Annotated in this window: 15 protein-coding genes and 1 pseudogene; 5 read left to right on the forward strand and 11 right to left on the reverse strand. The window is 65.0% G+C overall.

The genetic code is table 11. From position 1 onward, the window contains the following. Nucleotides 1-8: 8 nt before the first annotated feature. The 4 genes from HAP48_RS16445 to HAP48_RS16460 all read right to left on the reverse strand — a co-directional run bounded on the left by HAP48_RS16445 (nucleotide 9) and on the right by HAP48_RS16460 (nucleotide 4051). Nucleotides 9-824 (reverse strand): hypothetical protein, encoded by an 816-nt coding sequence (locus HAP48_RS16445; RefSeq protein ID WP_166212604.1) that lies wholly within the window; start codon nucleotides 822-824, stop codon nucleotides 9-11. 241 nt (nucleotides 825-1065) lie between these two features. Next, on the reverse strand, nucleotides 1066-1860 hold the full coding sequence (locus HAP48_RS16450) for a crotonase/enoyl-CoA hydratase family protein (protein ID WP_166212601.1): 795 nt from the start codon (nucleotides 1858-1860) through the stop codon (nucleotides 1066-1068). Nucleotides 1861-2136: 276 nt separating this feature from the next. Continuing rightward, nucleotides 2137-3051 carry a phosphoribosylaminoimidazolesuccinocarboxamide synthase gene (locus tag HAP48_RS16455; protein ID WP_166212598.1) on the reverse strand — a complete coding sequence of 305 codons (915 nt, stop codon included), beginning with the start codon at nucleotides 3049-3051 and terminating at the stop codon, nucleotides 2137-2139. A gap of 82 nt (nucleotides 3052-3133) precedes the next feature. Beyond that, a complete protein-coding gene (locus tag HAP48_RS16460; protein ID WP_166212595.1) occupies nucleotides 3134-4051 on the reverse strand; it encodes a pirin family protein in 918 nt (305 codons plus the stop codon). Between the two features lie 272 nt (nucleotides 4052-4323). Between HAP48_RS16460 and HAP48_RS16465 the strand changes: the two genes are divergently transcribed. Both HAP48_RS16465 and HAP48_RS16470 read left to right on the forward strand, forming a co-directional pair. Then, nucleotides 4324-4893, forward strand: coding sequence for a GNAT family N-acetyltransferase (locus HAP48_RS16465; RefSeq protein ID WP_166212592.1), 570 nt, complete (start codon nucleotides 4324-4326; stop codon nucleotides 4891-4893). Between the two features lie 31 nt (nucleotides 4894-4924). Next, entirely contained in the window at nucleotides 4925-5983 is a 1059-nt protein-coding gene (locus HAP48_RS16470; RefSeq protein ID WP_166212589.1) for a helix-turn-helix domain-containing protein, read from the forward strand. Between the two features lie 188 nt (nucleotides 5984-6171). Here HAP48_RS16470 and HAP48_RS16475 read toward each other — a convergent pair whose 3' ends face one another. Then, nucleotides 6172-7398 carry an integrase core domain-containing protein gene (locus HAP48_RS16475; RefSeq protein ID WP_420869824.1) on the reverse strand — a complete coding sequence of 409 codons (1227 nt, stop codon included), beginning with the start codon at nucleotides 7396-7398 and terminating at the stop codon, nucleotides 6172-6174. Between the two features lie 276 nt (nucleotides 7399-7674). Here HAP48_RS16475 and HAP48_RS16480 point away from each other — a divergent pair, with 276 nt between their 5' ends. Beyond that, a complete protein-coding gene (locus HAP48_RS16480; protein WP_166212586.1) occupies nucleotides 7675-9102 on the forward strand; it encodes a serine hydrolase domain-containing protein in 1428 nt (475 codons plus the stop codon). A gap of 132 nt (nucleotides 9103-9234) precedes the next feature. Then, nucleotides 9235-9525 carry a DUF1330 domain-containing protein gene (locus HAP48_RS16485; RefSeq protein WP_166212583.1) on the forward strand — a complete coding sequence of 97 codons (291 nt, stop codon included), beginning with the start codon at nucleotides 9235-9237 and terminating at the stop codon, nucleotides 9523-9525. A 344-nt stretch (nucleotides 9526-9869) separates the two neighbouring features. On the opposite strand, the pseudogene HAP48_RS50745 reads toward HAP48_RS16485, so the two are convergent. From HAP48_RS50745 to HAP48_RS16500, 3 genes and pseudogenes are all read right to left on the reverse strand, one after another. Continuing rightward, nucleotides 9870-10857 (reverse strand): annotated as a pseudogene (locus HAP48_RS50745) (IS30 family transposase); the annotation flags it as partial. 211 nt (nucleotides 10858-11068) lie between these two features. Then, nucleotides 11069-12403 (reverse strand): IS1182 family transposase, encoded by a 1335-nt coding sequence (locus HAP48_RS16495; protein WP_166202952.1) that lies wholly within the window; start codon nucleotides 12401-12403, stop codon nucleotides 11069-11071. A 115-nt stretch (nucleotides 12404-12518) separates the two neighbouring features. Further along, the gene (locus tag HAP48_RS16500; RefSeq protein ID WP_166212580.1) at nucleotides 12519-13889 is read right to left on the reverse strand and encodes an MmgE/PrpD family protein; all 1371 of its coding nucleotides are present in this window, start codon (nucleotides 13887-13889) and stop codon (nucleotides 12519-12521) included. 147 nt (nucleotides 13890-14036) lie between these two features. On the opposite strand from HAP48_RS16500, the gene HAP48_RS16505 reads away from it, so the two are divergent. After that, on the forward strand, nucleotides 14037-15176 hold the full coding sequence (locus HAP48_RS16505) for an FUSC family protein (protein WP_166212577.1): 1140 nt from the start codon (nucleotides 14037-14039) through the stop codon (nucleotides 15174-15176). 7 nt (nucleotides 15177-15183) lie between these two features. Here HAP48_RS16505 and HAP48_RS16510 read toward each other — a convergent pair whose 3' ends face one another. The 3 genes from HAP48_RS16510 to HAP48_RS16520 are packed head-to-tail and all read right to left on the reverse strand — an operon-like array spanning nucleotide 15184 to nucleotide 17725. Continuing rightward, a complete protein-coding gene (locus tag HAP48_RS16510; RefSeq protein WP_166212574.1) occupies nucleotides 15184-15840 on the reverse strand; it encodes a 2-hydroxychromene-2-carboxylate isomerase in 657 nt (218 codons plus the stop codon). Between the two features lie 3 nt (nucleotides 15841-15843). Then, entirely contained in the window at nucleotides 15844-16317 is a 474-nt protein-coding gene (locus HAP48_RS16515) for a DUF2867 domain-containing protein (RefSeq protein ID WP_166212571.1), read from the reverse strand. A 10-nt stretch (nucleotides 16318-16327) separates the two neighbouring features. Beyond that, nucleotides 16328-17725, reverse strand: a complete 1398-nt coding sequence (locus tag HAP48_RS16520; RefSeq protein WP_166212568.1) for an MATE family efflux transporter — start codon at nucleotides 17723-17725, stop codon at nucleotides 16328-16330. Nucleotides 17726-17855 lie beyond the last annotated feature (130 nt).

The raw sequence follows: 17855 nt of genomic DNA on the forward strand, positions 1-17855 counted from the left end.
CCGCTGCCTCAACGATCTCCGGAATGCCGGTTTCGCAGAATGGAAATGGCCGGCGTCGGCCAATCGAACGGGTTGCCGTACCGCGTGAGATAGTCCTCGACCGTCGGGAAATAGTACAGGAGATCGGATGGTCGGAATTGCCCCTCCAGCAGTGCCGTAATGAAGGCAACTCTTGAAGCGCTGAGTTGTTCCGTCGCGCCGATGATCGCGATCGCATCAGGCGGAACCGGCTTGCCCGATGCGATATCGTCAAAGCTCGCGATGCAGGCGATGCCCAGGGTCGGATCGATTGCCAGATGCGGCGTCTTGCCGGGCTCGCTCACGAACAGCATCTGATGATTTCCGACGGCGCCTCCGTCCCATCCGACAAAGGAGAGCGGCCTGCGATCTGCTTCGCCGAGGAGAAGACGTGAAAAATAATAGGTCAGCAGGCCGTAGTTCGAGCAGTCGAGATGCTCCGAGCGCAGCAGCTCACTGTAGTCCTGCGACGGACATCCTTTGCCGTAGGGCCTGAGATTATGCGCCGCAGTTGAGGCGAATACGTATAAAAGATCCGCGCGGGTCAGCCCTGACCAGGATTGCGGCAAACAGCGCTGCATGTGTTCCAGCGCCGTCGCTGAAACATCCCGCAGAACATCCGGTCGCTCGGACATCGCATCGCCGGTGATTGCGCCGAGGCGAGGCAATTCGACGATCTTGATCTGAGATAGTGCGCGCGTTGTCCGTAGCGAAGATATTTTTTTTGCGAAACGAAGAAACATTTTGAAATCGAAGGCTGGCGAAAATATTTCGCTCCGCCTTCTTACTTCAATAAGCCGCTCCATGACAGTCGCCGCCCCGGGATTGTGTCATCTCAACGATGCAATTCGGCGAGCGGGTTGTCAGGTTAAAAATCGGCAAAGCTTCTCATGGCAGCATGTGATCTTGTCCTACGGCGTGGTCACACTTCCCGCGCGCGCGGCGCAACGTGCTGATCGTTCGGCTGAATCGGCTTCACGCCCGCGGCAGGCGCTGCGGCCTCTGCTGCGTGGAGAGGCCGCCTTGCATCCGTCGGAACAGATGATCCTATTCCTTGCCGAAGGCGCCGTGACGGCCGACGCCGGAGGCGAAGCGTGTTGCGCCCGACAGCGTCTCGCCCGAGGCGATCACATCGAGCCCGCCGCGCATCTCGTTCCTGATCGCCTCTTCCTCGTCGAGGTCCCACTGCCGCAGCGCCGACAGGCGGTCGGCGCGCATGCAGTTTTGCGGAAAGCGGGCGATGTCCTTGGCGAGCGCGATGGCGTGCGCGCGCGTCTCGCCCTTCGGCACCAATCGATTGGCGAGCCCCATGCGATGCGCCTCGGCGCCGCCGACAGGGCGTCCGGTTAGGATCAGATCGATCGCCTGCGAATGGCCGATCAGCCGCGGCAGGCGGATGGTGCCGAGATCGATCAGCGGCACGCCGAAGCGGCGGCAGAACACGCCGAAGGTCGCGTCCTCGGCGACGACGCGCATGTCGGCCCATAGCGCGAGCTCCATGCCGCCGGCGACTGCAAAGCCCTCGATCGCGGCGATCACGGGTTTCGACAGCCGCAGCCGGCTCGGTCCCATCGGCGCGATCGTGTTGTGGCCGCCGATCTCGCGCTTCTTGTTGGGGTCGCCTGCCGCCACCGCTTTCAAATCGGCGCCGGCACAAAAATAGCCGCCGGTGCCGGTGAACACCGCGACCGACGCGCTCGCATCGGCGTCGAAGGCTGTGAACGCGTCATACAGTTTGCGTGCAGTGGCGCCGTCGACGGCGTTGCGGCAATGCGGACGGTTGATCGAGACGATGGTCACCGGACCATCGCGCTCGACGAGCACGGAGTCAGGTTCGGACATGGGGCGCTCCCTGGGTGTTCTTGTTGTGCCCGGAGAGTGACACCAGTGGTGAGGTACGCGCAATCCCGCGACCACGAGCGCAATTTCCGTAGGGCGGCACGTCGCGGCGCACGCCGTTCTTTTCCCCGTCATCCTGAGGTGGGAGCGGAGCGAGCCTCGAAGGATGCACGGCCCCGCTGGTGGCCGTCGACCCTTCGAGGCTCGCTTTCGCGAGCACCTCAGGGTGACGGCGATAGATCAAAAGTGACGGTGATAGATCGAATATGAGGACGGTAGCTAAACCTTCAGCTCGGTCCCCGTCACGCGGCGGTAGGCCTCAAGGTAGCGCTTGCTGGTCGCGTCCACCACGCTGGCCGGCAGCGGCGGGGCAGGCGCGTCGCCGTTCCAGCGGCCGGCGTGGCGCTCGACATCGAGATAGTCGCGCAGCGGCTGCTTGTCGAAGCTCGGCTGCGGCTGACCCGGCTTGTAGGCATCGACCGCCCAGAAGCGCGACGAATCCGGCGTCATCACCTCGTCGATCAGGATGATGCGGCCGTCCTTGTCGCGCCCGAACTCGAACTTCGTATCCGCGATGATGATGCCGCGGGCGCGGCTGGTCTGTTCGCCATAGCCGTAGACGTCGCGCGCCATCTTCTCGAGCGTCGCGGCAACGTCGGCGCCTACGATCTCGCGCACCCGCGCCACCGTGATGTTCTCGTCATGGCCGGCCTCGGCCTTGGTCGCCGGGCTGAAGATCGAAGGCTCAAGCTTCTCGCTCTCGACCAGGCCAGCCGGCAGCTTCTCGCCGGCAAGGGTGCCGTCGGCCGCGTATTCCTTCCACGCCGAGCCGGAGATGTAGCCGCGGATCACGCATTCGACCGGGAACACGGTGGTGCGCTTGCAGAGCATCGCGCGCCCCAATATGTCGGCGCGATGGTTCTTGAGCTCAGGCACCGCGCGAATGATCTCGTCGGCATCGGCGCTGATCATGTGATGCGGCACGGTGCCTTCGAGTTGCCGGAACCACCAGGCGCTGATCTGGGTCAGCACCGCGCCCTTCATCGGAATGGTTTCCGCCATCACGACGTCGAACGCCGAGATGCGGTCGGTGGTGAGCAGCAGCACCCGATCGTCGCCGACGGCGTAGATATCGCGCACCTTGCCGCGGCCGATCCGGGGCAGGGGCAAATCGCTTGAGAGCATCGCAGACATCGGCTTGGTCTTTCTAGGTGGCTTGCAAAGACGCGCGCCCGCACGAGGCGTGCGGGCGCCAGAGGCTATCACAGGAAATAGCTCACTCCGGCAGCGGAATGAACTCGTGTTCGTGCGGAACCTGCGCGAAACGCCCGGTTTTCCAGTCCTGTTTGGCCTGCTCGATCCGCTCCTTGGACGACGAAACGAAATTCCACCAGATGTGCCGCGGCCCTTCCAGGGCGTCGCCGCCGAGGAACATCATGCGGGTCGGCCGCAGCGTCTTCACGGTGATGCGGTCGCCGGGTCGGAAGATCAGGAGGCGCGGCCCCTCATGGCGGTCGCCTGCGATCTCGACCTCGCCGTCGACCAGGTAGATCGCGCGTTCCTCGTGATCGGGGTCCAGCGGCACCGAGGTGCCGGCCTGTGCGGTGACCTCCGTGTAGAACCAGGGCGAGACCATGCTGACCGGCGAAGTGATGCCGAAGGCAGAGCCCGCGATCACGCGCGCGGTGAAGTCGCGCTCGGAGATCATCGGCAGGTCGCCCGCGCCATAATGCTGGAACGACGGCGCGATCTCTTCCTTGCCCGCCGGCAGCGCGATCCAGCTCTGTAGTCCCAGCATCTTCTGGCCGTCGCGGCGCTGCACGTCGGGGGTGCGCTCGGAATGCGCGATGCCGCGGCCCGCGGTCATCAGGTTCATGGCGCCGGGCTGGATCTCCTGGATGTTGCCCTCACTGTCGCGGTGCATGATGCTGCCGTCGAACAGATAGGTGACGGTGGCGAGCCCGATATGCGGATGCGGCCGCACGTCCATGCCCTTGCCGGCGAGGAATTGCACCGGCCCGAAATGGTCGAAGAAGATGAAGGGCCCGACCATCTGCCGCTTGCCATGCGGCAGCGCGCGCCGCACCGCAAAGCCGTCGCCGAGATCGCGGGTGCGCGGCACGATGATCAGATCCAGCGCGTCGCAGGTCTGGGGATCGCCGAGTTCGGGATCGGTCGAGGGCTGCCAGCTCATGGAAAGTCTCCTTCTCTTTTGCCGCGATCATACTCTCTATCCGTCGTCCCGGCCAAGCCAACGGGTCGGCGCGAAGCGCCGCCCGATGACAGGCTCCGCGCGAGCCGGGACCCATAACCAGGAATGTAAGTTGATACGCAAAGCTGGGGCCCCAGCCTTCGCTAGCAACACACATCGGTGGTTATGGGTCCCTGCTTTCGCCGGGACGACGTAATACTTCTGACGTGGGCGCACGCGTGATAACAGCGTAAACTTGGAAACTGGAGGAGGCGATGGTTTCTCTGATCAGGCCGGGCGCAAAGCTGTTGCAGGTCGATGGTCCCGCGATCGAGACGGAGCGGCTGCGGCCGTGGCGCGCGTCCGACATCGCCGACAACACAGCGATGCTGTCCGATCCCGAGACGGCGCGCTTCATCACGCCGGATCACCAGCCGGTCACCTCGGAGCTGAAGGGCTGGCGCAATGCCGCCGTCATCTCCGGCCATTGGGCGCTGCATGGCTTTGGCATGTTCGCGGTCGAGGAGAGATCCTCCGCCCGCTACATCGGCCGGGTCGGCCCATATTATCCACCGGAATGGCCGGGCTTCGAGGTCGGCTGGGGCATTGCCAAGGCACATCGCGGAAAGGGCTATGCGGTGGAAGCCGCGCGCGCCGCGATCGACTTTGTGTTCACCAACTTCACCGTCGACCGGATCATCCATTGCATCGATCCGGCCAATATCGCCTCGCAGGCCGTGGCGCGGCGGCTCGGTGCGGTCAACGAAGGGCCGGGCAAGCTCGAGGGCGATGTGGTCGATATCTGGGTGACGACACGTCAGCGCTGGCAGCACGAGCCATCTTGAAAAACCTTGTCCGACCGACGATTGTCCGGCAATGACATCGGCCGCACTCGAACTCTCCCTGCGCAGCGCCAGCGTGGCGCTGCTGCTGGTGCTTGCCGCCTTGCTGCTCACTGATTTTCGCAAGGCGCTGTCCGGGCGGCTTGCGGCCGCCTTCGCGCTTGGTTCGGCCGCGCATGCGGTGACCGCGTCGATTGGTGCCGGGCCGCCGGTCTCGGACTGGCACGCGCCACTCATCGCGCTCTCGACCGGCGATATCGTGGTCTTCTGGCTGTTCACGCGCGCGCTGTTCGATGACGCGTTTCAGCTGCGCTGGTGGCACGGTCTGATCTGGGCCGCGGTCGTGGCCTACAGCTTCGTCAATTGCATGTGGATTGCACCCGCCGGTCACGCGCGGGTCGCGATCATCATGGTCAATTCGCTCACGCTCGTCTTCGTTGCGCTCGCGGTGGTGCAAACCATCGGATCGTGGTCGGCAGATCTGGTCGAGCGCCGCCGCCGCGTCCGCGTCTTCATCGTCGCCGCATCTGCGCTGTACGGCGGCATGAACGCGCTGCTTCAGATCGCCTATGCCGGCAGCCGCGTGACCGTGGAATGGGCCAATTTGCTGAACGTGGCCGTGCTCACCGCGATCGTGGCCGCAATCACCTGGGCGATGATGCGCGTCGACGGCGCCGACCTTTTCACGGTGCCGGCGGAGGCCGTCGTGCTGACGAAGCCGGCCGCGGTCGAGGAGGCGGCGGACCAGAGACTGGTCGATGCCCTGATGCGGCTGATGGCGGACGAGCGGCTCTATCGCCACGACAACGTCACGATCGGCACGCTGGCAACCCGGCTGAAGATCCCCGAATATCGTCTCCGGCGGCTGATCAACCAGCGGCTCGGCTACCGCAATTTCAGCGTCTTCCTCAACAATCACCGGATCGAGGAGGCCAAGGCCGCGCTCGCCGATCCAACCCAGGCTGAAGTCCCCGTCATCACCATCGCGATGGACGCCGGCTTCCAGTCGCTCGGCCCCTTCAACCGCGCCTTCAAGGCGACCACCGGCGTGACCCCGACGGAGTACCGGAAGCTGAAGGCGAGCGTGGTGTGAGTGGTTGCCACGGGCTCCGCTGCACCCTCTCCCCTTGTGGGAGAGGGTGGCGCCGCAGGCGCTGGGTGAGGGGTCTCTCTCCGCGGATAGAGACCCCTCATCCGGCGTGGACTGCGTCCACGCTGAGCAACCGGCGACATGGGTAACGGTTCAGACCGACGACATGGGTAACACAATTCTCGTTTCGTTCAGGTCTGTTGTTGGGGCTGTGGACCCTGAGGGCAACGCGTAGCGTTGTCCTCAAGTCCACAGCCTTTTGCCTTGCGTTTGGGTCTGCGGAGTTGGTCACCGCGATGGGCGATCGTGCCGAGCACGATCGGGCCATAGCTGACGGTCCAGCCGTCCGGGTCCTCGGCCAAGCCGACGGGCTCACCGATCAGCGCTTCGCTGATATAGATCGTGTTGCCCAACCACTTGATCTCTCCGTTGTGCCGGACCGAGCGGACGTCCTGACCGTCAGCGTATTCCGGCTTGCGCAAGACACCGTCGAAGCGGCGCGAGGAGGCCTGGTAACGGTCGGCTGGCGTGGCGTTGTCGAGCGATTGGTGAGGACGCTCTTCGTTGTAGAGATGCTGGAAGCTGTGCAAGCGCTTGAGCTGCTCGCGCATGGTGGGAGCCGGCGGATTGGCAACGTCTTGCAGCAGCGTCAGATGCATCCGCTCATGGCGGCCGTTCTGCTGAGGTTTGCCCGGTGCAATGCGCTCCGGCGTCACGCCGGCTTTGATCAGCTTGACCGACAGTCGTGACAATCCTCCGGCGCCGCGCGAGGCAAACGGCGAGCCGTTGTCCGAGCGCATGTAGAGTGGCAACCCAAACTCGCGCAACGCAGCGTCCAGCACAGGCCAGACATGATCCGTGTCGGTGCGTGCCAAGGCCTGGCAGCGCAGCAGATAGCGGCTATAGGCATCGGTGAGCGTCAGCGGTTCGCAGCGCATGCCGTCCCCGGTCAGGAACCAGCCCTTGAAGTCGATGCACCAGACGTCGTTGGCCGCCTCGCAACCGGCAAAGGGCGCGCTCGAGGGCGGCCCGCGCCGGCGCAGCTTGCGCTTCACCGTCAGCCCCTCACGATCGAACAGCTCGCCGATCGTGCTTGCCGCGGGCCATGCCGTCCGAGGTGACTTCCGTTCGAGAAAGGCCAGCACCTTGATCGGCCCCCAGCTAGGATGCGCCCGACGCACCTCAAGGCAGCGCTCAGCGATCTTCTCCGCAACGCTTTGTGGACGATGCAGCGGAGCTCGCGGACGATCGAACAGTCCGGCCGCGCCTTCTTCCTCGAACCGTGCAAGCCATTTGTAGCCCACCCGACGGCTCACTCCGAACCGCCGGCACACCGCCGCAAACGACTCCTCGTGCTTTTGTGCCGCCACCACAAACCGCATCCGTTCATCCACAGCACAGGTCTCCATCCACCCCATCGGCAAGTTCCTCCTTGCCGATCAGTTGACCCGTTACCTATGTCGCCGGTCTATTCTGTTACCTATGTAGCCGGTTAGGACCACGCCACCTTCTCCCACAAGGGGAGAAGGGAAGAGGGGACTTGTTACGCAGCCTATTGTAATCACGCGATAATTCCAGAATCGGCGAGCCGTCGCCAATCCTCGGCCAGCCGCATTTCCAAATCCGGCGAGCGCTCTCGCGCCCCCTGCGGCCTGATCCCGGCCACGCCCATCGCGTCATTGCCGGAGGATCCCGTGACCCGTCGAAAGCTCTTTCTTGTTCTCGCTGCCAGCACCGCCTTCGGCGCGCTGGCGCTCTCGGCCGCCCGCGCCCGCGATGTGCCCAGGGTCGCGACCGGTTTTGTTGCGAACATCGTCTGCTCGGAGACCTTCGTCAGCGGTCTCGACCCCAGGCGAAACCTGGCCGAGACCACGGACGCGATGCCGGGAACCGGCCTGATCACCTGGGCGATGGACACCGAGGTCGACCTTGATCGCAAGGACGTCACCGTGACACTGTTCGGGCTTGGCGGCAGCCACGCAGTCTATCGCGAGGGGTTCGGCTGCACGCTCGACCATGGTGCGCTGCTTGCCGATGGCCCGCTGCCGCCCTCGAGGCCGCAGGCCGCGTTGCTGCCGGAGATCGCCGGTCCCGCAATCGTTGCACCACAGACCCCGCAGCTCGCGGCCGCGCTGGATCGCGCCTTCGCGGAGCCGGCCGAGCCGCCGTTCCGCCGCACCCGCGCGGTCGTCGTCATGAAGGATGGCCGCATCGTCGCCGAGCGCTATGCCGACGGCATCGGCACCGATACGCCGCTGCTCGGCTTCTCCGTGACCAAATCGGTGATCTCGGCCTTGATCGGAATTTTGGTGCGCGACGGCAAGCTTGCGGTCGACCAGCCGGTGCCGATCGCCGCCTGGCAGGATCCGAAGGATCCGCGCCACGCGATCACGGTCGATCGGCTCCTGCGCCACACCGCGGGCCTCGCGCTCGGCAGCTCGCTGCAGGCCTCGCTGGCCTCCGCGCTCGAGCCGGTCAACCGGATGAAGTTTATGGAGCCGGACATGGCCGCGTACGCCGAGAGCATTCCGCTCGAGACTGCGCCGGGCAAGGCGTGGAATTATCACGACGGCAATTTCATCATCCTCTCGCATCTGATCCGCAACGCGGCCGGTGGCCACGCCGCCGATGTGATACGGTTCGCGCGGGCTGAATTGTTCGGTCCGCTCGGCATGCGCAATGTCGTGATGCAGTTCGATGCTGCGGGCACGCCGGAAGGATCGGGCGCGATGATGGCGAGCGCACGCGACTGGGCGCGTCTCGGCCAGCTCTACCTCAATGACGGTGTCGTCGGGGGAAAACGCATCCTGCCCGAGGGCTGGGTGACATATTCGGCATCGCCGACGGCGAATGCCTGGGTCGGCATCGGCGCGGGCTTCTGGACCAATCTCGGCGACAGCTTTGGCGCAAACTACCGCGTCGCGCACGGCTGGCCGCGCGACGCCTTCTTCGCCAAGGGCACGATCGGGCAGTATGTGATTATCGTGCCGTCGCAGCGGCTCGTCATCGTCCGCCTCGGCCGCTCGCCGAACATGCCGCCCGCGGCGGACGGTGTGTCCGACCTGGTCCGTGACGTCGTCACAGCGACGTCCACTGGCGCGCGGCTCGCGGGCGGCAATTGACTAGAGCGTTTTCGTCACACACCCGCGCGATCGTGATTTGAATCTCCGCGTGAGGAATTTTCTGATGCCGCGGCGCATCTCGCACCAGATGCGCCGCAATTCCCTCAGGAAACGCCTCAGCCGGAGATCATCATGCCGAAAGCCTACTGGATCGTGCACGTCACGGTTCACGACGAAGCCCGTTACCCCGAATATCTCGCCGCCGCGATGCCGGTGTTCGCGAAATACGGCGCCAACTTCATCGTGCGCAACGGTCCCTACGAGGTGATGGAAGGCGCGACCCGCCAGCGCAACTTCGTCATCGAGTTCAAGGATCGCGCCACCGCGATGGAATGCTACACCTGCCCCGAATATCAGGCCGCGAAAGCGATCCGGCAGAAATATTCGGACGGGGATTTTGTCATCATCGATGGCGCGGATTAAGTGAGTTGTCATTCCGGGGCATGCGAAGCATGAGCCCGGAATCCATCTCTCCTCATGTAATGCGGCTCAATGGATTCCGGGCTCTCGCTTCGCGAGCCCCGGAATGACAGTGAGGTGAGCAAGTAAAGTTCAGACGAATCATGTCGCGAGAATGCGAAGCTGCGTCCCCATCCTGAGCTGTCATCGCCCGGCTCGACCGGGCGATCCAGTACGCCGCGGCCTCTCGGTTCAAGCATCCCTTTCTCTGGAATACTGGATCACCCGCATGCGCGGGTGATGACACCGCGCTGTTTGACACCTTGAATTGCGACCCATCCCCATCGTCGTCCCGGCGAAGGCCGGGAGGTGGATTCACACTCGAAGTGCAACACTTGGGAGAAGGCCTCGGCGGGAGTTTGGAAGTCAAGGCATTTGCGCGGGGTGTTGTTGTAGGCGTTGATGGACTGATGGAAGCGGCGCGTCGGGAGGGTTGCGAGGTCGGTTTTGCGCGGGATGAAGCGTCGCATTCGACCGATCGCATTCTCGATGCCGCCCTTCTGCCAGGGCGCGTGCGGATCGCAGAAGAAGGTCTCGATCGCGAGGCGGTGCAGCGCCGTGTGACAGGCGAACTCGGTGCCATTGTCGAAGGTGACGGTCTGGCACAGGTCCTGTGGCAGGGATGCGAACAAGCGAACGAGATGACGGGCGACGCCGCGCGCAACCTTGCTGGCGAGGCGGATGCCGCGCAGCAGGCGCGAGGTGCGCTCATGCACAGTCAGGATGGCCTGACCGTATTTGGAGAACATCATCAGGTCGGCTTCCCAATGACCGGGGGGGGCTGCGATCGTCGGCCTCGATAGGCCGTTTATCCAAGGAAACACGGCCTTCAATGAAGCTTGCGGGACTGCCGCCCTTCTTGCCGCGGTAACCGCGCTTGCTCTTGCCGCGCGGCAGATAACGCCGCCAGCTGAAGTCCGAGGTGCGTCGGATCTGGGCGTAGATGAAGCGGTAGATGGTCTCGTGGGAGATCACCTTGCGGCCGTGTTCGCGGGCCAGCCGGCCGGCGACCTGCTCGGGCGACCAGCCCCGACCCAGGCGTTCCAACACCGCACGGCGCAGGCCGGGCTCCCGTTCGAGGCGTACGCCCGTCCAGCGCCGTGCTCGCATCTGTTGCTGGGCATAGCCGGGTTTGTAGCCGACCTGGACCCCTCGATTGCGGTTCAGCTCCCGAGAGATCGTTGATGGCGAGCGATCCAGAGCTGCCGCGATTTGCCGGACCGAGCTGCCATTGGCCGAAAGCCGGGCAATCTCGCATCGCTCGTCCAGGGATAGCTGCTCGTAACTCCGCCCCATCGCAACACCTCCTCAAGGAAGTGTTGCACTTCGTTTGTGAACTCAGGGGACCCATTACCACAAATGCCAATTGTTGCGTGACGCTGGGGCCACGGCCTGTTTCCAACAACCCTACCCTGTGGTCATGGGTCCCGGCCCCCGTGCGCAATTGCGCACTAGGAGCCCGTCCAGATATGTTTTCGTGACGGGCATTTGTTGTAGAGTAGCAGGCTCAGGCTGCGTTTGCGAGGTTGAACAGCTTGAGGAGGTTATGGACGGTGCAGATCATTGTCCACTCGGCGCGCACTTTCTCGATGCCCCGCAACAGGAACTGGCGGAAGCCTCTTGCCTGTTTGATCTGCCCGAACACCGGCTCCACCACTTGCTTTCGCAATCGGTAGGGTGTTTCGAAGCCGCCATCGTCGATCTTCTTTCGCATGGCCTGTGTCAGCGGGCCGCCGACTTTTCCGTTCGCTACTGTCGGGTGTTTGGCGCGTCCGGGCGCGACATAGCCATCGATGCTGCGTGTGTCGAGCGCTTCGAGATTGGCTTCGCTGCAGTAGCCGGAATCCGCTGAGGCCTGCCGCGGCTTGCGGCCAAGATTGCTCTCGATGGCCTCGATCAGGGGCACCAACTGGCCCTGATCGCTGCCGTGCTGGGTCAGTTCTTGCGCGACAATGATCTGGGCATGTGCATCGACGGCCGCCTGGGCATTATAGGCCTGAACGAAGCCATCCTTCGACTTCATGATGCGGCTTTCCGGATCGGTGAAGTTGCGTTGCGCCTTGGGATTGGGTTCCTCCGATGGCAGCGCCGCCGGTTTGCCCGGCTTCTTGCGGCCTTCGGCCTGGCGCTGCTGTTCCTTTTCGGCCTCGATGCGGCGCTCTTCCTCCGCCGCCAGTTTGGCGTCCGCTTCCAGCGCCGCCATCGCTTGCTGGATCTTCGCCAGCCGTTTCTGCTTGTCGACGGTCCAGTCCGGCAGTTCGTCGCTGTTGCCGAAAGTCTCATCCTCCGAGGCATCCGCCGCCTCGGCGGCCGCCAGCATGCGAGCGACCTCGGCCTTCAATTCCGCCTCGCGCTTCTTCATGCGCTCATAACTCATCGCCTTGTGTTTCGACGCGTTCGCCTTGATCTTCGTACCATCCAGCGCGACATGACCGAGCTTGACCAGCCCGGCCGTCTCGCACAACTTCAGAACCTGCACGAATAGCGCGCCGAGCGCCTTCAAATGTCGCTTGCGAAAGTCGCTGATCGTCCGAAAATCCGGCGCATCCAGCGCCACGATCATCACAAAATCGTTCCGCTCCCGGCAGGCCTTGGCAATCCGACGCGACGAATACAGCCCACTCGCATAGCTATGCAGCAGCAGCGCCACCATCATCCGCGGATCAAACGGCGGCTGCCCAAGCCCGCTCACATAGCTGCCCATGATCTCCCTGAGATCGAGGCTCTCCCGCACCAGATCAACCATAAACCGCGAGACATGGCCTTTCGGCACGAAGTCCTGCACATTCGGCGGCAGAAGCAGCGTCTGATCGATGTTCCAAGGCCGAAAATACTTGCTCATCGCCCAATGTTGAATCAGACCCGACCAGATTTGAACAGCGACTATCCAGACAAGCTCCTAGGCCGGGACGACAGCCGTGGATGTGGCGCTTGCGCTGCAACGACGAGCGCCGCCCCTACTGCCGCCCCAACTGCGTCGCCTTCTCCACGCGGTCGAACCGCTCCAGCGTCAGGATCGCGTCGGCGAGCTGGTCGGCGCGCTTGTCGAGTACCGGGCGGGCCAGCGTCAGGAACTTCTGCTGCATCGCCTGCGCGTCGGGGAACGAGGTCGGCTCGCCGGAGGGATCGGCATAGAGGCGCTCATGCACGCCGTCATCGGTGGTGATCGAGACGCGGGCACCGAACGGATGGGTGCGGCCGACCTCGAGGCGGTCGTCCTGCACCACGTCGAACTTGTCGGCGAGCGCGTCGATCGCCTTATCGCCGAGCCGGTCGTAATCGTCCCAGCCGAAATGGCCCTGGTCGAGCGCGATCGCGCCGGTGAAGAACATCGAGAACTGGCCGCCGACCACCGAGGTCGGGTGGCGCTTGGTGGCGGCGTCGCCGGTCAGCGTGATGCCATTGCGGTGCAGGCCGATCTCGACCTTCTTGATCTGGTCCGGGGTCAGATTGTGCTCGCGCCGCATCGCGATCAGCGCGTCGATCGCGGCGTGGGTGTAGCGGCAGCTCGGATACGGCTTCACGCCGATCTTCAGGGTCTCGTAGGTGTGGCCCAGTCCCGCCACCGCCTTGTCCGGATGCGCATCGTCGCTGTAGCCGACCAAGAGGCCGTGCTTGCCTTCGATCGCCTCGCTCGAGCCGACAAAATCGTTGCGTGCCAAAGTCGCGGCGATCACGCCGTTCATCGCGGCGGCGCCGACCTGGTAGCGCTTGTTCCAGGCGCCGTTGACCAGGAATTGCAGCGAGCCCGCAGCCTGGCTGCCGGAGACGCCGAACGCGGAGATGATCTGATCCTTCGACAGGCCGAACAGCTTGGCCGCCGCCGCCGCGGCGCCATAGGTGCCGGCGGTCGCGGTCGGGTGGAAGCCGCGGGCGTAATGCGAGGTCGGGTCGAGCGCGTTGCCGAGCCGGCAGCACACTTCATAACCGGCGACGATCGCGGTCAGCACGTCGCGGCCGGAGGCGCCGACCATCTCGCCGATGGCGAAGGCGGCGGGCACCACCGGCGCGCTCGGATGCAGCGAGGAATCGGCGTGGGTGTCGTCGAAGTCGAGCGAATGGCCGAGCGCGCCGTTGAGCAGCGCCGCGACCGCCGGGGTCCAGGTCTTGGTGTCGCCGAACACGGTGGCCTCGCCCTTGCCGTCGAGCGCCAGCGCCTCCAGCATCTTCATCAGCGAGGGCGTCGATTCCGCATCGCGGCGGGCGCGGATCGCGCTGCCCAGGAAATCCAGCGTCAAAACCTTGGCGCGCTCCAGCACCGCCGGCGGGATGTCGGCATATTTCAGGTCGGCGACGTAGGCGGCGAGCGTTGCGGTTTCGTGGGCCATCGTGTTTCCTCAATTTTGCGGCGCAGGGTAGGCGGGCAGGTTTGGCCTTTCAAGCCACCTTGCCGCCGCGGGCAGCAGCCATGCTCCAACTCGCTTGGCTTCAAATCATGTGACACGGGCCTTTCCATTGATTGCGGATCAGGGTGCATGAGGACCTTCGCAAAACGCATGTACGACCAGCTTTGGACCCGCAAGACGCAGCTGGCGCTCGCGGTCCGGATCGCGTCCGCGGGCGTCGCGGCCTATACCATCGCGCTGGCGCTGAACCTGATGCTGCCGCTGTGGGCGGTGCTGACCTCGCTGATTGTGACCCAAATGAGCGTCGGCCGCTCGCTGAAGGCGACCCGTGACTACATGCTCGGCACCATCGGCGGCGCGATCTATGGCGGCGCCATCGCGGTGCTGATCCCGCATTCCGGCGAGGGCAGCCTGCTGGCGCTGCTGGTATTGGCGATCGTGCCGCTGGCCTTCATCGCCGCGCTCAATCCCAGCCTGAACTCGGCGACGGTGACGGCGGTGATCGTGCTGCTGCTGCCGACGATGCATCACTCCAACCCGCTGGATTCGGCGATCGATCGCGTCCTCGAGGTCACGGTCGGCGCGCTCACCGGGCTTGCGATCTCGTTCCTGGTGCTGCCGTCGCGCGCGGTCAGCCAGATCAGGGTCAATGCATCGAAGCTCCTGGAACTGCTCTCGGCGGCATTCGCCGAATTGCTCGCCGGCCTGACCCGCGGTCTCGACAACGACGCGCTGCACCGGATCCAGGACGGCATCGGCACCGCGGTGACAAATTTGCACGCGACCGGCCTCGAGGCCGAGCGCGAGCGCTCGATGCATCTGTCGTCGGGGCCTGATACCGGGCCGCTGCTGCGCACGATCCAGCGGCTGCGCCATGATGTCGTGATGATCGGGCGGGCCTGTGTGGTCCCGCTGCCGGCCGATATCCAGGCCAGGCTGGCGCGGCCGCTCGCCGACGTCAGCAAGGCGATCGTCACCTATATGGTCGCGGTCGCGACCGCATTGCGCGCCGGCAGCGGCCCGGCCGACATGGCGCCGGTCGATGCGGCGCTGCACGCCTACACCGAGGAGGTTGGCGCGGTCCGCAGGGACGGCCTGATCCGCGGCCTGCCGGTCGATGCCGCCGAACGCTTCTACGCGCTCGGCTTCTCGCTCGAGCAGATGCGGCAGAACCTCAACGACCTCAAGCGCTGTCACGGCAATTGGTGCACGAACGAGGAGGCTTCCGAGAAGATCGTCGCGGACACTCCGGAGAAGAGCGCGGCATGATTGCGGACTACGCCGTGCGGCGCGTCAGGCCCTTGCTCTCCAAGCGCCAGATCAGGAGGTCGATACGGTCCTGACCGAAGAACGGTTCGTTCTCGAATACGAAGGTCGGCACGCCCCAATGGCCGGACGCGGCGTGCGCGTCCTCGTTGCCCTTGATGACCCCTTCATAGCGATCGGGATCGGCGGCGACAGCCGCGTCCATCGCGGCGAGATCGAAGCCTGCGGCGGTCGCGGCCACCGCCAGATGATTGCCCTCGTTCCAGCCCTTCACCGAGCCGTCCCACAGCACGCGGCTGATCGCGGCGGTGAAGGCAAGCGAGCGGCCCTCAAGTTGGGCTGCGGCACCGAGCCGGGTCAGGCGGTGGATGTAGGGCTGGTGTTCGGCGACGTCGAGCGTCGTCATGTCCTGCACGATCGGGTCCGGGCGCGGGAAGCGGAACGGGATGTTCTCGTGCTTGGCGACCCGGCTGGAATCGAGCACGACATAGCGGGCGAAGCGCGGATCGGTCTTCTTGAAGAAGCCGGGCACCCGCACCGCGAGCGGATAGACCGGCCGCAAATTCACCGCGACGTCGTAGTCGGCGACCATCTGCAGCGTCTTCGGCAGCGCAAGATAGCTGTAGGGGCTGCGAAACGAGAAGAACAGGTCGACCGACAGGGCCATGCGCTAGCCTCCGGCCTTGCGCAGCATCGCCGGCACGATCAGGCGGTGGAACGGCAGGATCACCGCGAGATAGGCGCGCCCGAGCCGATTGTGGGTGAGCACCAGCGTGGTCGCGGTGATGCTGCGCGCGGGTCCTTCGGGCGCGACGTCGACGACGAGCCGGAAGTCGAGATGCTTGTCGTTGAAGCCCGCGACCAGCCGCTCCGGCGTTTCGCTGACCACCGGAAATATTCCGATCATGTCACGCGCCACGCCCTGCGTCGCGCCCGAGGTCTTCAGGCCGAACGGTGAGACCAGCAGATTGCGCAGAGCGATCAGCCATTCGATCCAGCGCGGTTGCCGCGCCACCATGGCCTCTGCGGCGTGCCGGGCATCGAGATCGGGATGCGTGGTCGCGATCCTGAACGCATCGATGAACTGCGCGCCGGCGAGCAGCGCGGCGGGATCCACGTTCGGCGTGACCTCGTCAACCTTCATCGAGCAACCTTCATCCAACCAGTCTGCGTGCCAGCAGGCGGAAACGCAAGATAAGGAGGGTCGCATAGACAGCAGTCCCGAGCGACAGCCCGATCCAGACGCCGGCGGCGTCGAGCTTCGCCCAGAAGGCAAGCGCGGAGGCCGACGCGAATCCCACCAGCCAGTAGCTGATGACGGCGAACAGCAGCGGCACCTGGGTGTCGTTCATGCCGCGCAGCGCGCCGGCGGTGGTGGTCTGCACGCCGTCGGCGATGAAGAAGGTGGCGCCGATCAACAGCAGCGCCGCGGTGAGCTGCGCGGTGGCGTCGGAGGCCTCGCCGAGAAACAGCGCCGCGATCTCGAAGCGCCCCAGGATCACCGCGAGCGTCATGACGCTCATGAACACGCCGGCGAGCGCGACCGCGACAAAGCCGGCGCGCTGCACCGCCTCGGTATCACGGCGGCCGACCGCCTGGCCGACCCGCACCGTGGCGGCCATGCTGACGCCGAACGGCACCATGAACAGGATCGCCGCGATCTGCAGCGCGATCTGGTGTGCGGCCAGCGCCGTGGTGCTGATCAGCCCCATCAACAGGCCGGCCGCGCCGAACAGGCCGTATTCCAGCAGGAAGGCGATCGAGATCGGCGCGCCGATCGCGACGAGCTTGCCCATCAGCGGCCAGTCGATGCGCCAGGCGCGGCTGAACACGTGGTACTTGCGGAACGGGCGGCGGCGCGCCGCGAACCAGACGCCGCCGACGAAGGTGGCGAGATTGACGATCGTGGTCGCCAGTCCGGCGCCGAACATGCCAAGCTCGGGCATGCCCCATTTGCCGTAGAGCAAAAGGTAGACCATCAGCGCGTTGGCCGGGATCGCGGCGAGCGTGATCCACAGCACCGGCTCGGGCCGGTTCACCGCGCTCATGAAGCCCCGGAGCGCGATGAACCACAGCGCCGGCAGGATGCCCCAAGCCAGCCCGAACAGATATTGCTGCGCCAGATGCGCGGTGGCCGGGCTCTGGCCGAGCGCGAGCAGGATGCGCTCGCCCTGGAACGGCAGCGCCATCAGCGGCAGCACCATGAAGAAGGCGGCCCACAGCCCGACCCGCAGCGCGCGCCGCATCACGCGCGGGTTGCGCGCGCCGAACGCCTGCGCCGCCAGCGGCGAGACCGCCGACATCATGCCCATACCGATGGTGAAGCTGACGAAGTACACGGTATGCGCCAGTGCCGCGGCGGCGACGTTCTCGCTGCCGAGCCGCCCGATGAAGGCGAGATCGGTCGTCATCATCGCGATCTGCCCGAGTTGCGTCAGCGCAAGCGGCACCGCGAGCTTCAGCGTTTCCGCGAGCTCGGCCGTGAGCAGCTTGCGAGAGGGGACGACGGCCGCGCGCGACGCGGCCGGGTCGATCTTGTCGATGCAGGTCATGACGGCACGCTTAGCACGGCAAACCGGCCGGAAGGATGGCCAAGCTGCCCAAACGCGACGATCTCACGCAGAGGTCGTCGTGCCCTGAGTTATTGGTTGAGCATGATCCGACCGGAAAACCGCTTCGCAC

The organism is Bradyrhizobium septentrionale (assembly GCF_011516645.4).
In the GTDB taxonomy this organism is placed as follows: Bacteria; Pseudomonadota; Alphaproteobacteria; order Rhizobiales; family Xanthobacteraceae; genus Bradyrhizobium; species Bradyrhizobium septentrionale.